At 69.8% G+C, this 18,537-nt stretch carries 22 protein-coding genes; 12 read left to right on the top strand and 10 right to left on the bottom strand.

The window, feature by feature from the left end:
* Positions 1-1,083, bottom strand: a 1,083-nt coding sequence (locus ACK59X_RS01800) for a serine hydrolase domain-containing protein (RefSeq protein WP_409954734.1), incomplete at its 3' end; no start/stop codon positions are given.
* 103 nt (positions 1,084-1,186) lie between these two features.
* Positions 1,187-1,678, bottom strand: a complete 492-nt coding sequence (locus ACK59X_RS01795; protein WP_409954733.1) for a DUF2147 domain-containing protein — start codon at positions 1,676-1,678, stop codon at positions 1,187-1,189.
* Positions 1,679-1,846: 168 nt separating this feature from the next.
* On the opposite strand from ACK59X_RS01795, the gene ACK59X_RS01790 reads away from it, so the two are divergent.
* The 3 genes from ACK59X_RS01790 (at position 1,847) to ACK59X_RS01780 (ending at position 4,759) form a co-directional block, all read left to right on the top strand.
* Positions 1,847-2,611, top strand: a complete 765-nt coding sequence (locus ACK59X_RS01790) for a response regulator (protein ID WP_409954732.1) — start codon at positions 1,847-1,849, stop codon at positions 2,609-2,611.
* Positions 2,608-3,915, top strand: a complete 1,308-nt coding sequence (locus ACK59X_RS01785) for an ATP-binding protein (RefSeq protein WP_409954731.1) — start codon at positions 2,608-2,610, stop codon at positions 3,913-3,915. Before ACK59X_RS01790 ends, ACK59X_RS01785 begins: the two co-directional genes overlap by 4 nt.
* 61 nt (positions 3,916-3,976) lie before the next feature.
* Complete coding sequence (locus ACK59X_RS01780; RefSeq protein WP_409954730.1) at positions 3,977-4,759, top strand: DUF72 domain-containing protein; 783 nt, start codon at positions 3,977-3,979, stop codon at positions 4,757-4,759.
* A gap of 2 nt (positions 4,760-4,761) precedes the next feature.
* Here ACK59X_RS01780 and ACK59X_RS01775 read toward each other — a convergent pair whose 3' ends face one another.
* A complete protein-coding gene (locus tag ACK59X_RS01775; RefSeq protein ID WP_409954729.1) occupies positions 4,762-5,055 on the bottom strand; it encodes an acylphosphatase in 294 nt (97 codons plus the stop codon).
* 55 nt (positions 5,056-5,110) lie between these two features.
* Here ACK59X_RS01775 and ACK59X_RS01770 point away from each other — a divergent pair, with 55 nt between their 5' ends.
* The 4 genes from ACK59X_RS01770 (at position 5,111) to ACK59X_RS01755 (ending at position 8,284) form a co-directional block, all read left to right on the top strand.
* A complete protein-coding gene (locus ACK59X_RS01770) occupies positions 5,111-5,383 on the top strand; it encodes an ATP-binding protein (RefSeq protein ID WP_409954728.1) in 273 nt (90 codons plus the stop codon).
* A gap of 166 nt (positions 5,384-5,549) precedes the next feature.
* A complete protein-coding gene (locus ACK59X_RS01765; protein WP_409954727.1) occupies positions 5,550-6,590 on the top strand; it encodes a Fic family protein in 1,041 nt (346 codons plus the stop codon).
* A gap of 34 nt (positions 6,591-6,624) precedes the next feature.
* Entirely contained in the window at positions 6,625-6,753 is a 129-nt protein-coding gene (locus ACK59X_RS01760; protein WP_409954726.1) for a hypothetical protein, read from the top strand.
* A 133-nt stretch (positions 6,754-6,886) separates the two neighbouring features.
* Positions 6,887-8,284, top strand: a complete 1,398-nt coding sequence (locus ACK59X_RS01755; protein ID WP_409954725.1) for a homoserine dehydrogenase — start codon at positions 6,887-6,889, stop codon at positions 8,282-8,284.
* 4 nt (positions 8,285-8,288) lie between these two features.
* Here ACK59X_RS01755 and ACK59X_RS01750 read toward each other — a convergent pair whose 3' ends face one another.
* Positions 8,289-8,936, bottom strand: coding sequence for an FMN-binding negative transcriptional regulator (locus ACK59X_RS01750; RefSeq protein ID WP_409954724.1), 648 nt, complete (start codon positions 8,934-8,936; stop codon positions 8,289-8,291).
* A 3-nt stretch (positions 8,937-8,939) separates the two neighbouring features.
* Positions 8,940-9,422, bottom strand: a complete 483-nt coding sequence (locus tag ACK59X_RS01745) for an OsmC family protein (protein ID WP_409954723.1) — start codon at positions 9,420-9,422, stop codon at positions 8,940-8,942.
* A gap of 77 nt (positions 9,423-9,499) precedes the next feature.
* Between ACK59X_RS01745 and ACK59X_RS01740 the strand changes: the two genes are divergently transcribed.
* A complete protein-coding gene (locus ACK59X_RS01740) occupies positions 9,500-10,948 on the top strand; it encodes a PLP-dependent aminotransferase family protein (protein ID WP_409954722.1) in 1,449 nt (482 codons plus the stop codon).
* A gap of 14 nt (positions 10,949-10,962) precedes the next feature.
* On the opposite strand, the gene ACK59X_RS01735 is transcribed toward ACK59X_RS01740, so the two are convergent.
* A complete protein-coding gene (locus ACK59X_RS01735; RefSeq protein ID WP_409954721.1) occupies positions 10,963-11,997 on the bottom strand; it encodes an MBL fold metallo-hydrolase in 1,035 nt (344 codons plus the stop codon).
* Between the two features lie 134 nt (positions 11,998-12,131).
* On the opposite strand from ACK59X_RS01735, the gene ACK59X_RS01730 reads away from it, so the two are divergent.
* The 4 genes from ACK59X_RS01730 to ACK59X_RS01715 all read left to right on the top strand — a co-directional run bounded on the left by ACK59X_RS01730 (position 12,132) and on the right by ACK59X_RS01715 (position 16,104).
* On the top strand, positions 12,132-12,770 hold the full coding sequence (locus ACK59X_RS01730; RefSeq protein ID WP_409954720.1) for a TetR/AcrR family transcriptional regulator: 639 nt from the start codon (positions 12,132-12,134) through the stop codon (positions 12,768-12,770).
* A 56-nt stretch (positions 12,771-12,826) separates the two neighbouring features.
* The gene (locus ACK59X_RS01725) at positions 12,827-13,396 is read left to right on the top strand and encodes a gamma carbonic anhydrase family protein (protein ID WP_409954719.1); all 570 of its coding nucleotides are present in this window, start codon (positions 12,827-12,829) and stop codon (positions 13,394-13,396) included.
* A gap of 105 nt (positions 13,397-13,501) precedes the next feature.
* Positions 13,502-15,418 (top strand): B12-binding domain-containing radical SAM protein, encoded by a 1,917-nt coding sequence (locus ACK59X_RS01720; RefSeq protein WP_409954718.1) that lies wholly within the window; start codon positions 13,502-13,504, stop codon positions 15,416-15,418.
* Between the two features lie 5 nt (positions 15,419-15,423).
* Positions 15,424-16,104, top strand: coding sequence for an HAD family hydrolase (locus tag ACK59X_RS01715; RefSeq protein WP_409954717.1), 681 nt, complete (start codon positions 15,424-15,426; stop codon positions 16,102-16,104).
* A gap of 6 nt (positions 16,105-16,110) precedes the next feature.
* Here ACK59X_RS01715 and ACK59X_RS01710 read toward each other — a convergent pair whose 3' ends face one another.
* The 4 genes from ACK59X_RS01710 to ACK59X_RS01695 all read right to left on the bottom strand — a co-directional run bounded on the left by ACK59X_RS01710 (position 16,111) and on the right by ACK59X_RS01695 (position 18,533).
* Positions 16,111-16,473 (bottom strand): hypothetical protein, encoded by a 363-nt coding sequence (locus ACK59X_RS01710; protein WP_409954716.1) that lies wholly within the window; start codon positions 16,471-16,473, stop codon positions 16,111-16,113.
* A gap of 62 nt (positions 16,474-16,535) precedes the next feature.
* Complete coding sequence (locus ACK59X_RS01705; protein WP_409954715.1) at positions 16,536-16,991, bottom strand: roadblock/LC7 domain-containing protein; 456 nt, start codon at positions 16,989-16,991, stop codon at positions 16,536-16,538.
* A complete protein-coding gene (locus tag ACK59X_RS01700; protein ID WP_409954714.1) occupies positions 16,984-17,571 on the bottom strand; it encodes a GTP-binding protein in 588 nt (195 codons plus the stop codon). Before ACK59X_RS01700 ends, ACK59X_RS01705 begins: the two co-directional genes overlap by 8 nt.
* Positions 17,568-18,533 carry a hypothetical protein gene (locus ACK59X_RS01695; RefSeq protein WP_409954713.1) on the bottom strand — a complete coding sequence of 322 codons (966 nt, stop codon included), beginning with the start codon at positions 18,531-18,533 and terminating at the stop codon, positions 17,568-17,570. The genes ACK59X_RS01700 and ACK59X_RS01695 overlap by 4 nt, the downstream gene beginning before the upstream one ends.
* Between the last annotated feature and the right edge of the window lie 4 nt (positions 18,534-18,537).

The following is an 18,537-nucleotide window of genomic DNA, read 5'->3' as shown; positions in this document are numbered from 1 at the left end:
GGTCTGGCCGTCGGCCTTGAACTTCTGGGGGTCGGCGCCCTTGCGCAGCTCGGCCACGGTGGCTGCGGAGACGACCTGCTTGCCGTTGAACCGGCCATTCTGGCGCAGCATTTCGCCCAGGCGGCCCAGGTCGCGCAGCGTGGCGTTGATGCCCACGCTGGTGGACTGCGCGCCGGTGGGGTCGGCCCACACATAGCCGTCCTGCTCGGCACCCAGCGGGGCCCACAGGCGTTCGGACAGCAGGGTGGCAAAGGTCTTGCCGGTCACGCGCTGCAGGATCCAGCCGATGACCTCGGTGTCCACCGACTTGTACGCGAAGCCCTTGCCGTGCTCGCCTTCCTTCTTCACCGTGGGCAGGTAGTCGAGCATGGCCTTGGCACCGGGATAGTTGGCGGGCGCGGGCACCAGGCCGGCGGCGATGAGGTACTGGAAGATGCCCGATTGGGGATTGGCAAAGTCCTCGGCGTACTTGGCGCCGGTGGTCATGTCCAGCGTCTGCTGCACGGTGGCGTCGGCCCAGGCGCTGCCCGCCAGCTCGGGCAGGTAGCGGGTGACGGGGGCGGCGGGGTCGATCAGGCCCTCGCGGATCAGCTCGGTGGCCAGCAGGCCGGTGAGCGACTTGCTCATGGACCACAGCACATGCGGCACGTGCGCCTGGTTGCCGACGTAGTGGCGCTCGTACACCACGCGGCCCTGGTGCATGACCAGCAGGCCGTCGGTGTAGGTGGCCTTCTGCCACTCGGCCAGCGTGGTGCGGGCGCCCTTGTCGTCGAGGAAGGCCAGGCCGTCGAGCTCGCGAGGCGCAGCCTGCAGTTCGCTCGCGGGGCCCGGGCCGCGCGCAATGTTGGCGGTAGGCCCCAGCTCGCGCAGGTGGTGCAGGGCCCAGCGGGCGTTGGGGTACTTGAGGATGGTGCCCAGCTGCACCTGCTTGTCGGGCGCAGGCGGAAAGCCCTGCATCAACTTGAGCGCCACGGGGTCGGTGGCGTCGGGCGGCGGCAACGCAGGCTGCGCGTGGCTGGCCTGGGCCAGGGCGAGAAGGGCGGTGGCAACGGCCAGCGACAGGGCGCGGCGGGGAGGATGCATGGTGGAGTTCTCCAGGGGAAGGAAGGGTTGGACAGGGGAGGAGGGGCGACGGGGAAAATGAAGGGGCGCGGCTTGGGCGGGAGGGGGTCGGGTCACTGCAGGGTCATTGCTGGGCCATGGCGGGCGCAGGCCCTGCGGGCGAGGGCCGGCGCCAGACCTGCGTCTTGCCGAACAGCGCGATGCCCACGTAGGCGTGCACGCGCAGCTGGTCGGTGCCGACGGGGGTGAGGGTGGCGCTGTAGGTCTTGGCGTTCTCGCGGTTGTAGATTTCGCCCTGGTGTTCGTTGGCGCCGCTTTCCTTGAAGCCCGAGAGGATGGTCATGCCCAGCGCGGGGCGCTTGTCGGCGAACTCGCCGGCCTGGCCGGGGCCTGCCATGAAGCGGTTGGCCATGACCCGCACGACCTTGCCGCACAGGGTGGGGCTGCCGGCGTTGCAGGGGGCGATCTCCACTTCGAGGTTGCCGCTTTCGGTGACCCAGCGGCCCAGCGGGGCCCGGGGTTCGGCGCCGGCCTGCTGGGCGCTGGCGGGCAGCGCGGCAAACAGCAGGGCAAGCGCGGCCAGCAGGGGGCGGGCGGTGGCAGACTGCGGTGTCATGGAAGGCGTCCTCGTGAAGTTCAGGAAGACTGCATTGGAGCCAGCGCAGGTATCGGGCATTTGTCCTGCGGGGGCCTTTTGGTGTGCAGGGATGTCGGCGCCGTGCACAGACAAGTTGGGATACAAACCCCCTGCGGATGCCCCCGCATTGCCCGGAGAATCGGCCCCATGCATCAGCACCAGCAGCCCGAAGACCATGTACTGATCGTCGACGACGACGCCGGCATCCGCGAGCTGGCGGCCCAGTACCTGCGCAAGCAGGGCCTGCAGGTGAGCGTGGCGGCAGACGGGCGGCAGATGCGCGCGGTGCTGGCGGGCACGCGCATCGACCTCTTGGTGCTGGACCTGATGCTGCCCGGCACCGATGGCATCACCCTGTGCCGCGAGCTGCGCGGCCCGGGGGCGCCGGTGCTGCCCATCATCATGCTGACGGCGCGCAGCGACGAGGCCGACCGCATCCTGGGCCTGGAGCTGGGCGCCGACGACTACGTGACCAAGCCCTTTGCCGCACGCGAGCTGCTGGCGCGCATCCACGCGGTGCTGCGGCGCACGCGCATGCTGCCGCCCAACCTGGCAGCGGCCGAGCCAGTGCGCGAGCTCGCCTTTGGCGACTGGCGCCTGGACACCACGGCGCGCCACCTGCTCGATGCCAGCGGCGCGGTGGTGGCGCTGTCGGGCGCCGAGTACCGGCTGCTGCGCGTGCTGCTGGACCACCCGCAGCGCGTGCTCACGCGCGACCAGCTGCTGCAGCTGACGCAGGGGCGCGATGCCGAGGTGTTCGACCGCTCCATCGACCTGCTGGTGAGCCGCGTGCGCCAGCGCCTGGGCGACGGGGTGCGTGGCTCGCGCTACATCAAGACGGTGCGCAACGAGGGCTATGTGTTCTGCGCCGCGGTGCAGGCCGTACCGACGAACGCGGGGCCTGGGGCATGACGCGCTGGTGGCCGGGCTCGCTGTTCGGCCGCATCCTGCTGGTGCTGGCCCTGGGCCTGGCGCTGGCGCATGCGCTGACCTTCATGCTGGCGGTGACCGAGCGCAGCATGAGCATGCGCAGCGCCATGGTGGGCTACCTGGCGAGCGACGTGGCCAGCTCGGCGGCGGTGCTGGAGCGCCTGCCCGCCGATGAGCGCCCGCAATGGCTCACGCGCCTGGCGCGGCGCAACTACCGATTCGTGCTGGCCGAGCCGCTGCCCGTGCCTGCCAGCCAGTCGGCCCTGGCGCTGCTGGTGGCAGGCGCCGTGGCAGAGGCGCTACCGCCCGGCCGCACGGTGCAGGTGGTGGACCCCGGCGTGCCCGGCACCGAGCTGCGGCTGCAGCTGCGCCTGGCCGATGGCACGCCGCTGGCGGTGGACATGGACGAACCGCGGCTGCAGGTATCGCCCTGGGTGCTGGCGGCCCTGGCGCTGCAGCTGGTGGTGCTGGTGGGCCTGTGCGCCTGGGCCGTGCGCGCGGCCACGCTACCGCTGAACACCCTGGCCGACGCCGCCGACGCGCTGGGCCCCGCGCAGCCGGCCGACCCCATGGCCGAGGACGGACCGCGCGAAGTGGTGCGCGCCGCCGCGGCCTTCAACCGCATGCAGCAGCGCATACAGGCGCACCTGCAGGAGCGCATGCAGATCCTGGCGGCGGTGTCGCACGACCTGCAGACGCCCATCACGCGCCTGCGGCTGCGCGCCGACCTGCTCGACGACGCGCCCCTGCGCGAGCGCCTGCATGCCGACCTGGCCGAGATGCAGTCGCTGGTGGAGGAGGGCATTGCCTACGCGCGCTCGCCCCAGGCCGTGCGCGAGCCCGCACAGCGCACGGACCTGCGCGCGCTGGTGGAGAGCATTGCCATGGACTATGCCGACGCGGGCATGCCGGTGCAGGTGCTGCACGCGGTGGACGGCATTTGCGACACGCGCCCGCAGGCGCTGCGCCGGCTGCTGTGCAACCTGGTGGACAACGCGCTCAAGTTCGCGGGCAGCGCCGAGCTGGTGCTGGACCGGCAGGGGGCACAAGGCCCCTGGAGCGTGCGCGTACTGGACCATGGCCCGGGCATTCCGCAGGCCGAGCTGGCCGCCGTGCTGCAGCCCTATGTGCGGCTGGAGGACTCGCGCAACCGCGGCACCGGCGGCACGGGCCTGGGCCTGGCGATTGCAAACGAGCTGGCCCAGGCCCTGGGCGGGCGCCTGGTGCTGGCGCCGCGCGAGGACGGCGGCGAGGGGCTGGACGCGCGGGTGGAGCTGCCGGGGTAGCGCTGGAGAATAGCGCTGGTACAGTGCCCTTTCCGTGGATCGACTCGGGACAGGGAACGCCATGACAGACAGCAGCAACAGCAAGCAGCAGCAGCACATCCGCATCGGTATCGGCGGCTGGACCTTCGAGCCCTGGCGCGACAACTTCTACCCCGCCGGCCTGTCGCACGCCAGGGAGCTGCACTACGCCAGCCGCCAGCTCACGGCCATCGAGGTCAACGGCACCTACTACAGCACCTTCAAGCCGCCGACCTTTGCCAAATGGCATGGCGACACGCCCGATGGCTTCATGTTCTCGCTCAAGGCCAACCGCTTTGCGACGAATCGCCGGGTGCTGGCGGAAGCGGGTGACTCCATCACACGCTTTGTGGAGAGCGGCATCTCCGAACTCAAGGACAAGCTCGGGCCCATCGTCTGGCAGTTCATGCCCACCAAGGCGTTCGAGCCGGGGGATTTCGAGGCCTTTCTGGCGCTGCTGCCCAAGGCGGTGGATGGGCGCACGCTGCGCCATGCGCTGGATGTGCGGCACGAAAGCTTTGCGACACCGGCCTTCATCGCACTGGCGCGCAAGTACGGCTGCGTTCCCGTGCACACCGATTCCGAGAAATTCCCGGCCATTGCCGATGGCGCGGCAGATTTCGCCTATCTGCGCCTGATGCGCAGCCAGGCCGAGGTGCCCACGGGCTACACGCCCGAGGCGATTGCGCAGTGGGCCCAGGGCGTGCGCACCTGGACCGGCGGCGAGCGCCCGCGCGATGTGTTCGTGTACTTCATCAACGGCGCGAAGGAGCGCGCGCCGGCAGGAGCGATGGAGCTGCTCAAGCAACTCGGGCTGCGCGAATAAGCCTATACGGTTTCGCGCTGCGTGAAGCCCTGCGGGGCCTCTCCGCCGTCGGGCACATTGCCCACCACCACGCGGTCCACCCGCGCCTGCGCCGGCCCCTGGTGCGCCCAGTCGATCAGGGCCTGCACGGCCTGCGGGCTGCCCCAGGCGCAGGCCTCCACCCTGCCATCGGCGCGGTTGCGCACCCAGCCCCGCACGCCCAGGCGCTCGGCGGCCTGCACCATGGACCAGCGGTAGCTCACGCCCTGCACATGGCCGGTGATGAGGAGGTGGCGGGTGGTGGTTTCTTCAGTCATAGGGGCACTGTAGCGCGGCTTGTGGGCCTTGCGCGGCGGGCGCACACTGCTGCCCATGAGCAGCGCTCCACGCAAGGCCCTTCCCGCCATCGACCTCGACCGCTGCACCGGCTGCGGCTGGTGCATAGGCGTGTGCCCGCCGCACGTGCTGTCGCTGCAGGTGCAGGGGCCGCAGAGCTGGGGGCCCAAGCGCTCTACCCTGCACGACGAGGCGGGCTGCACGGGCTGCGCGCTGTGTGCGGTGCGCTGCCCTTTCGACGCGATACGCATGGTGCGCATCGACTTACCACAGACCACGCACGGCATTGCGAAAAAAGACGCGCAATGAAACGCGCAAAATGGGTCGCACTATCTGAAGAAAGCCTTTTCAAGTCATAGACTTGGGAATGTTTTTTAAGTCGCAACTTTTTTCGCCATACAGGCATCCATCGCAGATGCAACCGCTGCTCCCCGCAGCACGCCGATTGGAACCTTTGCTGGAGCAGGCGCATGGGTTGGTCCGCAGCGCAGACCGGCTGTCGGGCCTGTGCCAGCCCGGCGCCCTGGGGGGGCTGCGCGGATTGCTGCGGGCCATGAACGCGTACTACGCGCAAAAGTTCGAGGGCCTGCAAAAAATGCAGCCGCTGGAGATCGAGCAGGCCCTGCGCGGCGACCGGGCTGCCGATGCGGAAAAGGCCGGGCGCCAGCGGATGGCGCTGGCGCACATGGCCACCGAGGCCCAGCTGGAAATGCGCTGGTCCGGGTGGGACACCAAAACGGTGTGGTCGCCCCAGATGGTGTGCGACATCCACCAGGACGTGTATGCGCGCCTGCCCGAGGCGGACCTCGCCTTGAAAGGCGGCGCCACGCTGCGGCCCGGTGCGCTGCAAACCGGGCCCGCAAAAGTACGAGCGTTGCTGGAGCAGTGGGGAAATTTCTACGGCGGCGTTCGCCAGGTCGATATGCAGGTGCTGGCGATGGCCGCCTCGCACCAGCGCCTGCTGGGGATCCAGCCGTTCCGCGAGGGCAATGGCCGCGTGGCCGGGCTGCACACCCATCTGGTGCTGGGGCACCTGGGCCTGACCAATGGCCTGTGGTCGCCGCTGCGCGGGTTCGCGCGCAGCCAGGAGGCCTACCGCGCGCACCTGGCAGCGGCGAACGAGCCGCGCGGCCTGGAGGCGTGGATGGGTTATGTGCTGGCCCAGTGCCTGGAGCAGGTGCAGCTGATGACCAGCCTGCTGGCACCGCAGGACATGCAGGACCGCATCGCGGCCTGCCTGGGTTTCGAGGCGCATGTGGTGCGGCTGGGGGTGCGCACCGAATCGCTGCGCGCACTGCACTACCTGTTCGTGACACGGGGCATGCTGGAGCGCCGGGACTTCAAGGCCATGCTGGGGCTTGGCGACCGCATGGCCACCACGCAGATCAGCGCGCTGCTGCAGCGCGGCCTGCTGGAGAGCGATTCGCCGCACGGCAGGCTGCGCTTTGGCGTGCCGCAGCATGCGCTGCGCTTTTACTTTCCAAGGCTGTGGCCCGAGGCGGAGCGGGAGGCTTGACGCCACCCGCAGCGAATCCGCTACACTGACAGGCATGTCGTACACCCTGATCCACACCGCACGTGCTGCCGCCGCCCCCATGGGCGCCTGCATGATGCTGCCTGCGTTCTCGCGGGCAATGGGTGCACGAATGATTACCACCATTACCACCGCGGCCACCTGAGCACGCGCAGGTGGCCGTTCCGGCAGCCACCTGGTGATCGCTCTCTCCCTTCCCCCTCGGAATGAACGAATGAAACCCAGCTCTGGCAGCTGGGTTTTTGTTTTGTTCGTCAGTCCGTCGTCAAGGAAGTCCTATGTACCGCGATCCCGTCCAGTCCCTTCAGCCCGCACAGCACAGCAGCATCGCCACGACCATGGCCATGCCTGCTGCCACCCGCCCCCTGCGCGTGGGCATGATCGGCATTGGCACCGTGGGTGCGGGCACCTTCCGCGTGCTGGCGCGCAACCAGGCCACCATAGCAGGGCGCGCGGGGCGCGGCATCGAGGTGGTGGTGGTCGCGGCGCGAAACCTGGCACGCGCCGCCGGCGTGGTGGGCACGGGTGTGGCGCTGACCAACGACCCCATGCAGGTGGCCACCCACCCCGAGGTGGACGTGGTGGTCGAGGCCGCGGGCGGCACCGGACCAGCGCGCGAGTGGCTGCTGGCGGCCATGGCGGCGGGCAAGCATGTAGTGACCGCCAACAAGGCATTGCTGGCCGTGCATGGCAACGAGCTGTTCGCCGCGGCGCGCCAGCATGGCGTGGCGCTGGCCTACGAGGGCGCGGTGGCCGTGAGCATCCCCATCATCAAGGCGCTGCGCGAGGGCCTCACGGCCAACCGCATCGAGTGGGTGGCGGGCATCATCAACGGCACCACCAATTTCATCCTGACCAAGATGCGCGACGAGGGCCTGGGCTTTGCCGAGGCCCTGGCGCAGGCACAGGCCCTGGGCTATGCCGAGGCGGACCCGGCCTTCGACATCGAGGGGGTGGATGCGGCGCACAAGGTGACGCTGCTGGCGGCCAATGCGTTTGGCATGCCGGTGCGCTTTGCCGACGCGCAGGTGGAAGGCATCACCGCGCTGCAGGGGCTGGACGTGGCCTGTGCCGAGCAACTGGGCTACCGCATCAAGCTGCTCGGTGTGGCGCGAAAACGGGCCGATGGAATTGAACTGCGCGTGCAGCCCGCGCTGGTGCCGGCCACGCACCTGCTGGCGCATGTGAACGGCTCGATGAACGGCATCCTGGTCAAGGGCGATGCCGCCGGCGTGACCATGTACTACGGCGCGGGGGCGGGCTCGGAGCAGACGGCTTCGGCCGTGATCGCCGACCTGGTGGACGTGGCCCGGCTCGATGGCACGAACGCGGCCCAGCGCGTGCCGCACCTGGGCTTCCACGCCCATGCGGTGGACGACACGCTGGCCGTGCTGCCGCGCGCCGCCGTGCACACGCGCCACTACCTGCGTGTGCCCGTGCATGCAGCGCAGGACATCGAGGCCGTGGGCGCCTGGCTGGCGGCGCAGCATGTGCCGGTGGCGCAAGTCGCATTGGCCACCGAAAAGGCCCTGCCGCCCGGCAGCGGCGCCCAGGTGCTGGTGCTGACCGATGCCGTCGCCCAGGCCACGGTGGACCTGGCCGTGCATGCGCTGGCCGCGCACAAAGCCGTGGCGGGGCCGGTGACGTCGCTGCGCGTGGAGATGCTGGAGGCCTGAGTCCTCAGGCAGGCGCGCCTGGTGCTCCTTGTCGCACCAGTGCCGCCATGTCCAGCGCGGCGGGCGTGCCCTCGGCCGTGAGGCCGGCCACCACGCCGGCGCGGTCGGTCTCGGTGCGGTTCTGGCTGACCTTCCACACGCCCTCCCAGCGCTCCACCGCGAGCTCGATGCCGACAATGGCGCGCATCATCTGCTCAATGTAGGCCGAGGGGGCATCGTCCAGGCGCCAGGGCTCGGGGCGGTGCGCTTCATGCGCCTCGCTCAGCGTATGCAGTATGGAGCGCAGGGTGGCCGGGTCGTCCTTGAGCGCGGTGAGCGTGCCGTGGGCATGCACCGTGGCGTAGTTCCAGGTGGGCACCTGCTTGCCGTCGATGGCCTTGGAGGGGTACCAGGTGGGCGAGATGTAGGCCTGCGGGCCGTGGAAGATGGCCACCGCCGTCTGCGGCAGCAGCGGCCACACGCTGTTGGCACGTGCCACATGGCCGACCAGCGTGCCGTGCTCGCCGCGCGTGGGGTCGAGGTACAGCGGCACGTGGTTGGCGTGCAGCGCGCCTTCGTGCGTGATGACCAACGTGGCCAGGGGCTGGGCACGCACCAGGGACTGCAGCACGGCGGCATCGGCCACGCGGAACTGGCGGTTGGCATTGGCCATGGCTCAGCCCCCTTCGCTCAGTTGCAGCACGGGCGCGCAGTCGATCTGCGTCTTGACCGAATTGGCCAAAAAGCACGATGCATGGGCCTTGTGGTGCAGCTCGTCGAGCTGCTCGGCACTGGGCGCGTGCGCAGGGTCGAAGCGCGTGACCGGCTTGAGCTGCACATGGGTCACAACCAACTGTCCCGCCGCGTTCTTGGCCATGGTGCCCACCGCCGCGTCGCTGTAGCTGTCGAGCCGGTAGCCTGCGCGGCTCGCGAAGTCCATGAACCACAGCATGTGGCAGCTCGACAGCGCGGCGATGTAGGCCTCCTCAGGGTCGACCGCGGCCGCGTCGGAGTAGGGCACGGGCACGACGTGGGGCGATGACGATGCGGCCACGGTGGCGCCGCCATCGAACTGCCAGGTGTGGGCGCGGTGGTAGCGCTTGTCGAGGAAATCGTCGCTGCCGCGTTGCCAGGTGATGGTGGCGAAGTGCTCTGCCATGGTGAAGAACTTTCGTGGGCTTACCTACAATGGTTCCTCAGTTTATGCTGCTGCAGCCAGATCGAAGGAGCCAATTCGTGCCTGCCGCCAGAGCCAATTCCACCACCGCCACGCTGCGCCAGCAGGTGTACGAGCGCCTGCGCGGCGCCATCGAGCAGGGCAGCCTGCGCGCGGGCACGCGGCTGCCGCCCTCGCGCGAGCATGCCGCGGCACTGGGCGTGTCGCGCAACACGGTGCTGTGGGCCGTGCAGCGCCTGCAGGCCGAAGGCTATGTGGAGGCGCGCGTGGGCGATGGCACCTATGTGTCGCAGGCGGTCGGGGGCGCCACCACCCGCACCCAGCAGCAGTTGGTGGCGCCGCCCAGGGGCCTGTCGCGCCGGGGCCAGCTCATCGCCGACACGGCGGCGCGCTGGAACCCGCCGGTGGCGGTGGCGCGGGCCTTCCGCATGGGTGCGCCCGAGGTGGACACGTTTCCCTACGCCGTGTGGGACCGACTGGCACGCCAGGCCGGCCCCGGCCAGCGCGCGGCGCGCGCCCAGTACCTGGACCCGGCCGGCGACCCGCAGCTGCGCGAGGCGGTAGCGCAGTGGCTGTGGGCCTCGCGCGGCATCCGCTGCGATGCGGGGCAGGTGGTGGTGTGCTCGGGCTCGCAGCAGGCCATCGACCTGATCGCGCGGCTGCTGCTGGACGTAGGCGACGAGGTGCTGGTGGAAGACCCGGGCTACCCCGGCATCCGCGCGGCCCTGCTGGGCCACGGCGTGCTGGCCCGCCCCATGGCGATGGACGGCGAGGGCGCCTGCATCGCCGAGGCCACACAGCGCTGGCCCGGCGCGCACATGGCGGTGGTGACGCCCACGCACCAGTACCCCACCGGCGTGCGCATGGGCCTGGCGCGGCGCCAGGCGCTGCTGCAGTGGGCGCGCACACACGATGCCTGGGTGGTGGAGGACGACTACGACGGCGAGTTCCAGTACGGCGCGCAGCGCGTGCCCGCGCTGTGCAGCCTGCCGGGGTCGGAGCGGGTGCTGTACGTGGGCACGTTCTCGAAAACGCTGCACCCTGGCCTGCGCCTGGGCTTCATCGTGGCGCCGCCGGCGCTGGTGCAGCCGTTTGCCATGGCCCGCGCCATCACCGACCGGCATGCGCCCGGCGATGCGCAGGCGGTGCGGGCGCAGTTCATTGCCGAGGGCCACCTGCTGCGCCACCTGCGCCAGAAGCGCGAGCTGTACCAGGCGCGCCAGCAGGCCCTGCGCGATGCGCTGGCCGATGCCAGCGATGGCGCCCTGCAGCTGGCCGCCAGCGACCGGGGCATGCACCTGCTGTGCGAGCGCGCGCCAGGCAGCGACGACGAGGCGCTGTGCCGCCAGGCCCAGGCGGCGGGGGTGATGCTGGCGCCGCTGTCGCGCTATGTGATCGCGTCAGAGCGGCGCGGCTGGCTGTTCGGCTACGCGGGTTTCGACATTGCCGAGATCACGGCCGCGGCGCGCACCGTAGGCCAGTTGGCCAGGCGCCTGCCGCGCGGCTGATCACCCGGTTCGGTTCACTCCGCGCTTTTCCACCAGCTTTGCGACAGGGCCGGGTTGCGGATGTCCAGGCGCTCACCCATCACCGGTGCCACCAGGGGCACATTGGCGGCCGCAGCCAGCTGGGTGATGCGGTCGAAAGGCTCGTGCCAGGGGTGCATGGCCAGGTCGAAGGTGCCGTTGTGGATGGGCATCATGCGGTGGCCACGCACGTCGCGGTGGGCCTGCAGGCTTTCCTCGGGCTGCATGTGCACGTCGGGCCACTGGGCGTCGTAGGCACCGGTCTCGACCATGGTCAGGTCGAAGGGGCCGTAGCGCTCGCCGATGGCCTTGAAGCCGTCGAAGTAGCCGGTGTCGCCGCTGAAGAAGATGCGCGTGTCGCCAGCCATGATGACCCACGAGGCCCACAGCGTGGCGTTGCCGTCCGACAGGGTGCGGCCCGAGAAATGCTGGGCCGGGGTGGCGACGAACTTCACGCCGCCCACGCTGGTGCCCTGCCACCAGTCGAACTGCTGCACCTTGGCAGCCGGCACGCCCCAGCCGATGAGGCGGTCGCCCACGCCCAGCGGGGTGAGGAAGTGCTCGACCTTGGGCGCGAGCTTCTGGATGGCGTCGAAGTCCAGGTGGTCATAGTGGTCGTGCGAGAGCACCACGCCGGTGATGGGTGGCAGCTCGTCGATGGTGAGCGGCGGCGCATGGAAGCGCTTGGGGCCCGCGAACTGGAAGGGCGAGGCGCGCTCGGAGAACACCGGGTCGGTGAGCCAGAACTTGCCGTCGAGCTTGAGCAGCATGGTCGAATGGCCCAGGCGCCACAGGCTCTGGTCGGGCGCGGCCAGCACATCGGCCTGGGTCAGCGGCTTGACCTCGATGGGCTTGGTAGGCACCGTGTTGGCGGGCTTTTCGGTGGCAAAGCGCCAGAAGATGGCCACGGTCTTGAGGAAGCCCGGGGCCTGGCGCGGCACGGCGTTGCGGAACTTGCCGTCCTGGTACTGGGGCGAAGCCTCGTACGAGCCCGAGGGCAGGGTGGCACAGGAAATGATGCTGTAGGCCATGGCGGTGATTGCGGTGAGGAGGAGGAGGGTGCGGGGCACGCGGCGGAACATGGGGACTGCCTTTTCTGAAAAGTGCACTGCACAGTGTAGTGTTGTTTCTGAAAAAGTAAACTACCCGGTGTAAAATTTCGCCTATGAGTGCCATAGCCCCCACCGTTCCCACCCGCCTGACCGACCGCAAGCGCGAGGCCATCGTGCAGGCCGCGATTGCCGAGTTCCGCGAGAACGGCTTTGCCGGCACCAGCATGGACCGCGTGGCCGCAGCGGCCGATGTCTCCAAGCGCACGGTGTACAACCACTTCCCGAGCAAGGACGAACTGTTCGAGGCCATCCTGGCCCAGATGTGGGAACGCAGCCATGCGCAGGCCGAGATCCCCTACGACGCGGCCAGCCCGCTGCGCCCGCAGCTGCTGGCCGTGCTGGAGCAGAAGATGCAGATGCTCGACGACGCCAGCTTTATCGACCTGTCGCGTGTGGCCATGGCCGAGCTGATGCACACGCCCGAGCGCGCCCGCGCCCTGGTGGACCGCCTGTCCGAAAAGGAAGAGGGCCTGCCGCAGTGGCTGCGCGCCGCCCAGCAGCATGGCCGCCTGCGCGCCGGGGTGGACCCGCAGTACGCGGCCCACCAGCTGCACGGCCTGGTCAAGTCCTTCGCCTTCTGGCCGCAGCTGGCCATGGGCCAGCCGCCGCTGGCCCCCGCGCTGCGCCAGCAGGTGCTGGAGGATGCGGTGGACATGTTCCTGGGCTTCTACGCCGTCGGGGCACCGCGCTGAGCTTGCCAAATTTGCACTACGCTCGGCGTTTTGCATCCTGAGCCCCCACGAACCCCATGCCCACCGCTCCTTACCTCGATACCGCGCCCGTGCTCGGCACCGGCGTCTTCCTGCACAGCTCCGCCCAGGTGATCGGCGACGTGACGCTTGGAAAAGACGCCTCCGTGTGGTGCAACGCCGTGCTGCGCGGCGATGTGAACCGCATCGTGGTGGGCGAGGCCACCAATGTGCAGGACCTGAGCATGGGCCATGTCTCGCACCGCAATCCCAGCAAGCCCGAAGGCTCGCCGCTCATCATCGGCAGCCATGTGACCGTGGGCCATTCGGTGATCCTGCACGGCTGCCGCATCGGCGATGAGTGCCTGATCGGCATGGGTTCCATCGTGATGGATGACGCCGTGATCGGCGACCGCGTGATGCTGGGTGCGGGCAGCCTGGTCTCGCCCGGCAAGGTGCTGGAGAGCGGCTACCTCTATATCGGCCGGCCCGCGGTGCGCCAGCGCGCGCTGACGGACCAGGAGATCGCCTACCTGCGCTATTCCGCAGAGCACTACGTGCGCGTGAAGAACAACTACCTGGCCGGCACGCCGGAAGCGGCAGTGGAGCCGCCACCGCAGCCACTGTAAGTCGCACGCCCCCGCTGGGTAAGGGCCAGGCGGGATAATCGGGCACTTCCACGATTCCCCTTGAGGCGGCACCGCATCGCCTGAGTGTGCCCGTCCGCCCCCACCATGTCCGCCGTCCCACCGCTTCGCGTCCTGTCCGTCATCCCGCCGATGACGCAGCTGAACACGCCCTACCCATCGACCGCCTACCTCACGGGCTTTCTGCGCTCGCGCGGCATCACGGCGGTGCAGGAGGACCTGGCGCTGGCCCTGGTGCTGCAGCTGCTCTCGCCCGAGGGCCTGCGCGCGGTGGCCGCCAAGGTGGATGCGCTGCCCGCGAAGAAGCACAGCCCCGCGGTGCAGGCCTTCGCGGCGCAGCGCGAGCGGTATTTCTCCACCATCGCGCCCACCATCGCCTTCCTTCAGGGGCGCGACACCACGCTGGCGCACCGCATCGTGGGGCGCAACTTTTTGCCCGAGGGGCCGCGCTTCGCCACGCTCGACGTCTATGTGGACGACGAGGGCGGCGACCCGCTGGGCTGGGCCTTCGGCGCCCTGGGCCTGCACGACCGCGCCAAGCACCTGGCCACGCTGTACCTCAACGACCTGGCCGACGTGCTGCGCGACGCGGTGGACCCGCGCTTCGAGTTCGTGCGCTATGCCGAGTCGCTGGCGGGCAGCCAGCCCACCTTCGACCCGCTGGCCGCCGCGCTGGCCGAGCCCCTGAACCTGGTGGACGAGACCCTGCGCACGCTGGCCCTGGCCGCAGTGGAGCGCCATGCGCCCACGGTGGTGCTGCTGTCCGTGCCCTTTCCGGGGGCTGTGTATGCGGCCTTCCGCATCGCGCAGGCGATCAAGGCCGTGCACCCGCACATCGTCACCGTGCTGGGCGGCGGCTTTGTGAACACCGAGCTGCGCGAGCTGGCCGAGCCGCGCGTGTTCGACCATTTCGACTACGTGGCGCTCGACGCGGGCGAGCGCCCGCTGCTGGCGCTGCTGGAGCATGTGCAGGGCCAACGCGGGCGCCAGCGCCTGGTGCGCACCTTCGTGCGCGAGGCCGATACGGGCGCCGTGCGCTACATCAACATGCAGGAGGCGGACATCGCCTTCGCCGAGGTGGGCACACCCACCTGGGACGGGCTGCCGCTGGACAAATACCTGTCGCTGCTGGACATGCTCAACCCCATGCACCGGCTGTGGAGCGACGGGCGCTGGAACAAGCTCACCGTGGCGCACGGCTGCTACTGGAAGAAATGCAGCTTCTGCGATGTGAGCCTGGACTACATCAGCCGCTACGAAGGCGCCTCGGCCGCCGTGCTGGCCGACCGCATCGAAGCCATCGTGCGCGAGACCGGGCAGACCGGCTTTCACTTCGTCGACGAGGCCGCACCGCCCAAGTCGCTCAAGGCCCTGGCGACCGAGCTCATCGCGCGCAACACGGGCATCTCGTGGTGGGGCAACATCCGCTTCGAGAAGACCTTCACGCCCGAGCTCGCCAGCCTGATGGCCGACAGCGGCTGCATCGCCATCTCGGGCGGGCTGGAAGTGGCGTCCGACCGGCTGCTGAACCTGATGAAGAAGGGCGTGTCGGTGGACCAGGTGGCGCGCGTGACGCGGGCCTTCACCGACGCGGGCATCCTCGTGCACGCCTACCTGATGTACGGCTTTCCCACGCAGACGGTGCAGGACACGGTGGACGCGCTCGAATACGTGCGCCAGCTGTTCGCCAACGGATGCATCCAGAGCGGTTTCTTCCACCGCTTTGCCTGCACCGTGCACTCGCCCGTGGGCAAGAACCCCGAGGAATACGGCGTCACCCTGGCGCCGCTGCCGCCGGGCGACTTCGCCAAGAACGACGTGGCCTTCGTCGACCCCACGGGCGTGGACCACGACGCGCTGGGCGCCGGCCTGAAGAAGGCCATCTACAACTACATGCACGGCATCGGGCTCGAAGAGGACGTGCGCATGTGGTTCCCGTTCAAGGTGCCCAAGACCACGGTGCGGCGCGACCGCATCGAGCGGGCGCTGCGCGAGCGCGGCTGAGCGGCATGCCCCCGCCACCCTTCGCCGCCGCCATCTTCGACATGGACGGCCTGCTCATCGATTCCGAACGCGCCACCTTGCGCGCCTGGACCGAGGCGGCCCTGGCGCTGGGCGTGGAGCTGCGCGAGAGCGACTACCTGCAGGTGGTGGGCAAGGCGGCACAGGACTCGCATGCCATCCTGCAGGCGCTCCTGGGCGGGATCGCTCCGTTCGAGCAGGCCATGGGGGCTGTGCGCACCGCACTGGAAGAGGTCGAGGGCGACAGGCTGCTGTTCCCGCTCAAGCCCGGCGCTGCCGCGCTGCTCGCGCAGTTGCAGGCCGCTGGCATTCCCTGCGCCGTGGCCTCGTCATCGCGCACCGACGAGATCACGCACCGCCTGGCGCGCGTGGGCGTGCTGCCGCATTTCGCGGCGGTGGCCGGGGGCAACGAGGTACTGCGCGGCAAGCCCGACCCGGCGCTGTATGCGCTGGCAGCCGGGCGGCTTGGGGTGGACCCGGCCCGCTGCCTGGCCTTCGAGGACAGCCACAATGGCGCCTGCGCGGCGCTGGCCGCGGGCATGGGCCTGGTGGTGGTGCCCGACCTGCTGCAGCCCGCACCCGAGGTTGCGCAGGCCTGCCTGGCCGTGCTGGGCTCGCTGGAGCAGGCCTTGCCCGAGGTACCGCGCTGGTTCACGCGCGGCGCCTGACGGTGCTCAGATAGCGGTCTGCGACTCGGCTTCGAGCACCTTGCGGCGCGCCATGGCCAGGTTGGCGCGGCTGCGGTCCAGCACGTAGTAGATGAACAGGCCGTCGTGCTTTTCCACGGGGCGGATGATGTGGTACTGGTGCGTCAGCGTGATCAGGATGTCCTCGATGGCGCCCTGCATGCCCAGCGATTTCATGGTCTTCATCTTGGCGCGCACCACCTCGGTGTTGCCGGCGGCGGCCAGCTCCAGGTCCATGCCGCTGCCCACGGATTCGAGCAGCATGCCGCTGTTGTAGTCCACCAGCGCGGCGCACATCGCGCCCTCGGTCTGCATCAGCTGGTTCAGGAGTTCTTTGGGGGTCAATGCCATGGCGGGGTCTCCGGTGGTGGTGGTGGAACAGAACAGGGAACGAGAACGGCAATGGAAGGGGCTCAGCCCGGCTGCGGCGCCGTGGTGCAGGCGGCCACCACCTGGTCGGCGGTGTTGCGGCAGCTCCACAGCAGCTTGCCCAGCAGCGAGGATTCGTTGGTGACCACGGTGAGCACCAGGTCGCCCGAGGGCACAGGCAGGTTCATCGAGACGATGTGGCCGCTGCCCGATTCGAGGATCAGCCGCTCGGGCGCGCTGTGGCCGGCCTCGCGCGTCATGGCGCCGGCCAGCGCGCTGAGCGAGCCGGACATGGCCGAGAGCTTGTCGGCGTCCTGGCTGTCGGACAGCGTGGAGGCCACGGTGAAGCCGTCGGCACTGGCCAGCGTGGCGCTCAGGATGCCCGGCGTGCCGCGCTGCAGCTCGCCCAGCAGCCCGGCCAGCTGCGCAATGGTGACCAGTCGCAAGGACGTGGCGACAGGCACCAGGCCAGGGGTGCCGCCGATATTGCTGCTACTCATGTTCGATCTCCGCCATGCTCACCAGGACCGACAGCAAAAGGCGCACGTCGGCATCGCGCCGCACGTCCACCTCCAGCACCGGGGGGTTGTATCCCAGGGCGCCCAGCTGCTCGCAGTAGTCGGCGATGCAGGGCGAGGGATGGGTGTCCAGCCGGCCCACGCCCACCACGGTGCGCCGCGCCGGCACATGCGGGGCGAAGGCCTGGAGGTAACGCGCCACCTCGCCAATGGGGTCGTGCTGGGAGTTGTCGGCCAGCACGATGAGGCCGAAGGCGCCCGCGCCCAGGATGTCCCACATGAAGCGAAAGCGCTCCTGGCCGGGCGTGCCGAAGAGCTTGAGCTTCCACTGGCCGCCATCCATCTGGCACTCGCCGTAGTCCAGGCCCACGGTGGTCATGGTCTTGCCGGGCATGGGCAGCTCGGACCAGCCGGTGATGGGCACGTCGGTGGACAGGGCCTGGCCATCGCTGATGGCCTGGATGGCGGTGGTCTTGCCGGCGCCCATGGGGCCGGTGAACACGATCTTGAGATCGCGGGAACCGCCTGCAAACACCGCAGGCGCGGAGGAAGAGGGCGTCACCATAGCTTGAGCCGTTCTCGCAGGTTGCCAAGCCAGCCCGCGGGGGCGGCGGCAGGAACAGGGGTTTTGGCCGCCGGCACCGGGGCTGCCACAGCGGCGGCGGCAGCCACCGCAGGCGCGCTCTCCTCCACCGCCAGGCCCAGGGCCAGGCTGGCTTCGAGGAACCAGCGCACCGTGGCTTCGGGCACGCCGCTCTTGGCACACAGCTGCTCGCAGCTCAGGGCCCGGCTGGTGAGCAGCGCCGCCAGGCGCGGGTGCCCGGCGGACGACAGGCCGATGGCATCGGGCCAGCGCAGCAGCCGGTACCAGCCAGGGCGTGCGGGTGCTCCCGCACGGCTCTCGGCCAGGCGCATGGCCAGGCTCCACAGCACGTGGCGCAGGCTGTGCGCGGGCACGGAGCGGATGAGCTCTTCCTCGACCGGGCTCACGCGGTGCGGCTCGCCCAGCGTGTAGGCGCCCGAGAGCAGCACCTCCAGGGGCATGGAGGTATGCACCAGCTGCTGCACGAAGTCGAAGACGATCTGCTGGCCGCCGCTCACGGGCACCACGGCGCGGCGGCGTTCCGCAGTGCGGGTGCGCTCGGCGAGCAGATCGAACAGGGCACGCTGGCCCTTGACCGGGTCGAACTGCGTGGCACCGTGCACCCGCTGGGTGGCCGACTGCAGGACGGCGATCACGTTGCTCATGCGCAGCGGCGTGGCCACGGTGAGGTCGGCGGTCTGCTCCAGCGCCGCCCCGGTGTCGGCGGGGTCGAGCAAGCGCACCGTGATGCAGGGGGCATGGAAGCGGTAGGGCCAGTGGCTGGGGACGAAGACCACATTGCACTCGGCCAGCTGTTCGCTGAAGCGCGCACGGATGTTCACGCCGCCGTCGAGCAGGCGCACCAGGGCGCGCAGCACCAGTTGGTCCTTCTGCGCAATGTCCTGGGTACCGATGACCAGCCCGTCGCCCATATCCGTCAAGCCC

It is taken from the genome of Acidovorax sp. (assembly GCF_046339755.1).
Classification (GTDB): Bacteria; Pseudomonadota; Gammaproteobacteria; order Burkholderiales; family Burkholderiaceae_C; genus Acidovorax.
This window is presented reverse-complemented; position numbering and strand designations above follow the sequence as displayed.

Bases quoted from the DNA above. Each gene is read 5' to 3' on its own strand.
- ACK59X_RS01780 (WP_409954730.1), top strand. From the start codon at position 3,977: ATGACAGACAGCAGCAACAGCAAGCAGCAGCAGCACATCCGCATCGGT.
- ACK59X_RS01790 (WP_409954732.1), top strand. From the start codon at position 1,847: ATGCATCAGCACCAGCAGCCCGAAGACCATGTACTGATCGTCGACGAC.
- ACK59X_RS01755 (WP_409954725.1), top strand. From the start codon at position 6,887: ATGTACCGCGATCCCGTCCAGTCCCTTCAGCCCGCACAGCACAGCAGC.
- ACK59X_RS01760 (WP_409954726.1), top strand. From the start codon at position 6,625: ATGTCGTACACCCTGATCCACACCGCACGTGCTGCCGCCGCCCCCATG.
- ACK59X_RS01775 (WP_409954729.1), bottom strand. From the start codon at position 5,055: ATGACTGAAGAAACCACCACCCGCCACCTCCTCATCACCGGCCATGTG.
- ACK59X_RS01735 (WP_409954721.1), bottom strand. From the start codon at position 11,997: ATGGCCTACAGCATCATTTCCTGTGCCACCCTGCCCTCGGGCTCGTAC.
- ACK59X_RS01725 (WP_409954719.1), top strand. From the start codon at position 12,827: ATGCCCACCGCTCCTTACCTCGATACCGCGCCCGTGCTCGGCACCGGC.
- ACK59X_RS01750 (WP_409954724.1), bottom strand. From the start codon at position 8,936: ATGGCCAATGCCAACCGCCAGTTCCGCGTGGCCGATGCCGCCGTGCTG.
- ACK59X_RS01705 (WP_409954715.1), bottom strand. From the start codon at position 16,991: ATGAGTAGCAGCAATATCGGCGGCACCCCTGGCCTGGTGCCTGTCGCC.
- ACK59X_RS01795 (WP_409954733.1), bottom strand. From the start codon at position 1,678: ATGACACCGCAGTCTGCCACCGCCCGCCCCCTGCTGGCCGCGCTTGCC.
- ACK59X_RS01720 (WP_409954718.1), top strand. From the start codon at position 13,502: ATGTCCGCCGTCCCACCGCTTCGCGTCCTGTCCGTCATCCCGCCGATG.
- ACK59X_RS01715 (WP_409954717.1), top strand. From the start codon at position 15,424: ATGCCCCCGCCACCCTTCGCCGCCGCCATCTTCGACATGGACGGCCTG.
- ACK59X_RS01730 (WP_409954720.1), top strand. From the start codon at position 12,132: ATGAGTGCCATAGCCCCCACCGTTCCCACCCGCCTGACCGACCGCAAG.
- ACK59X_RS01770 (WP_409954728.1), top strand. From the start codon at position 5,111: ATGAGCAGCGCTCCACGCAAGGCCCTTCCCGCCATCGACCTCGACCGC.
- ACK59X_RS01745 (WP_409954723.1), bottom strand. From the start codon at position 9,422: ATGGCAGAGCACTTCGCCACCATCACCTGGCAACGCGGCAGCGACGAT.
- ACK59X_RS01710 (WP_409954716.1), bottom strand. From the start codon at position 16,473: ATGGCATTGACCCCCAAAGAACTCCTGAACCAGCTGATGCAGACCGAG.
- ACK59X_RS01785 (WP_409954731.1), top strand. From the start codon at position 2,608: ATGACGCGCTGGTGGCCGGGCTCGCTGTTCGGCCGCATCCTGCTGGTG.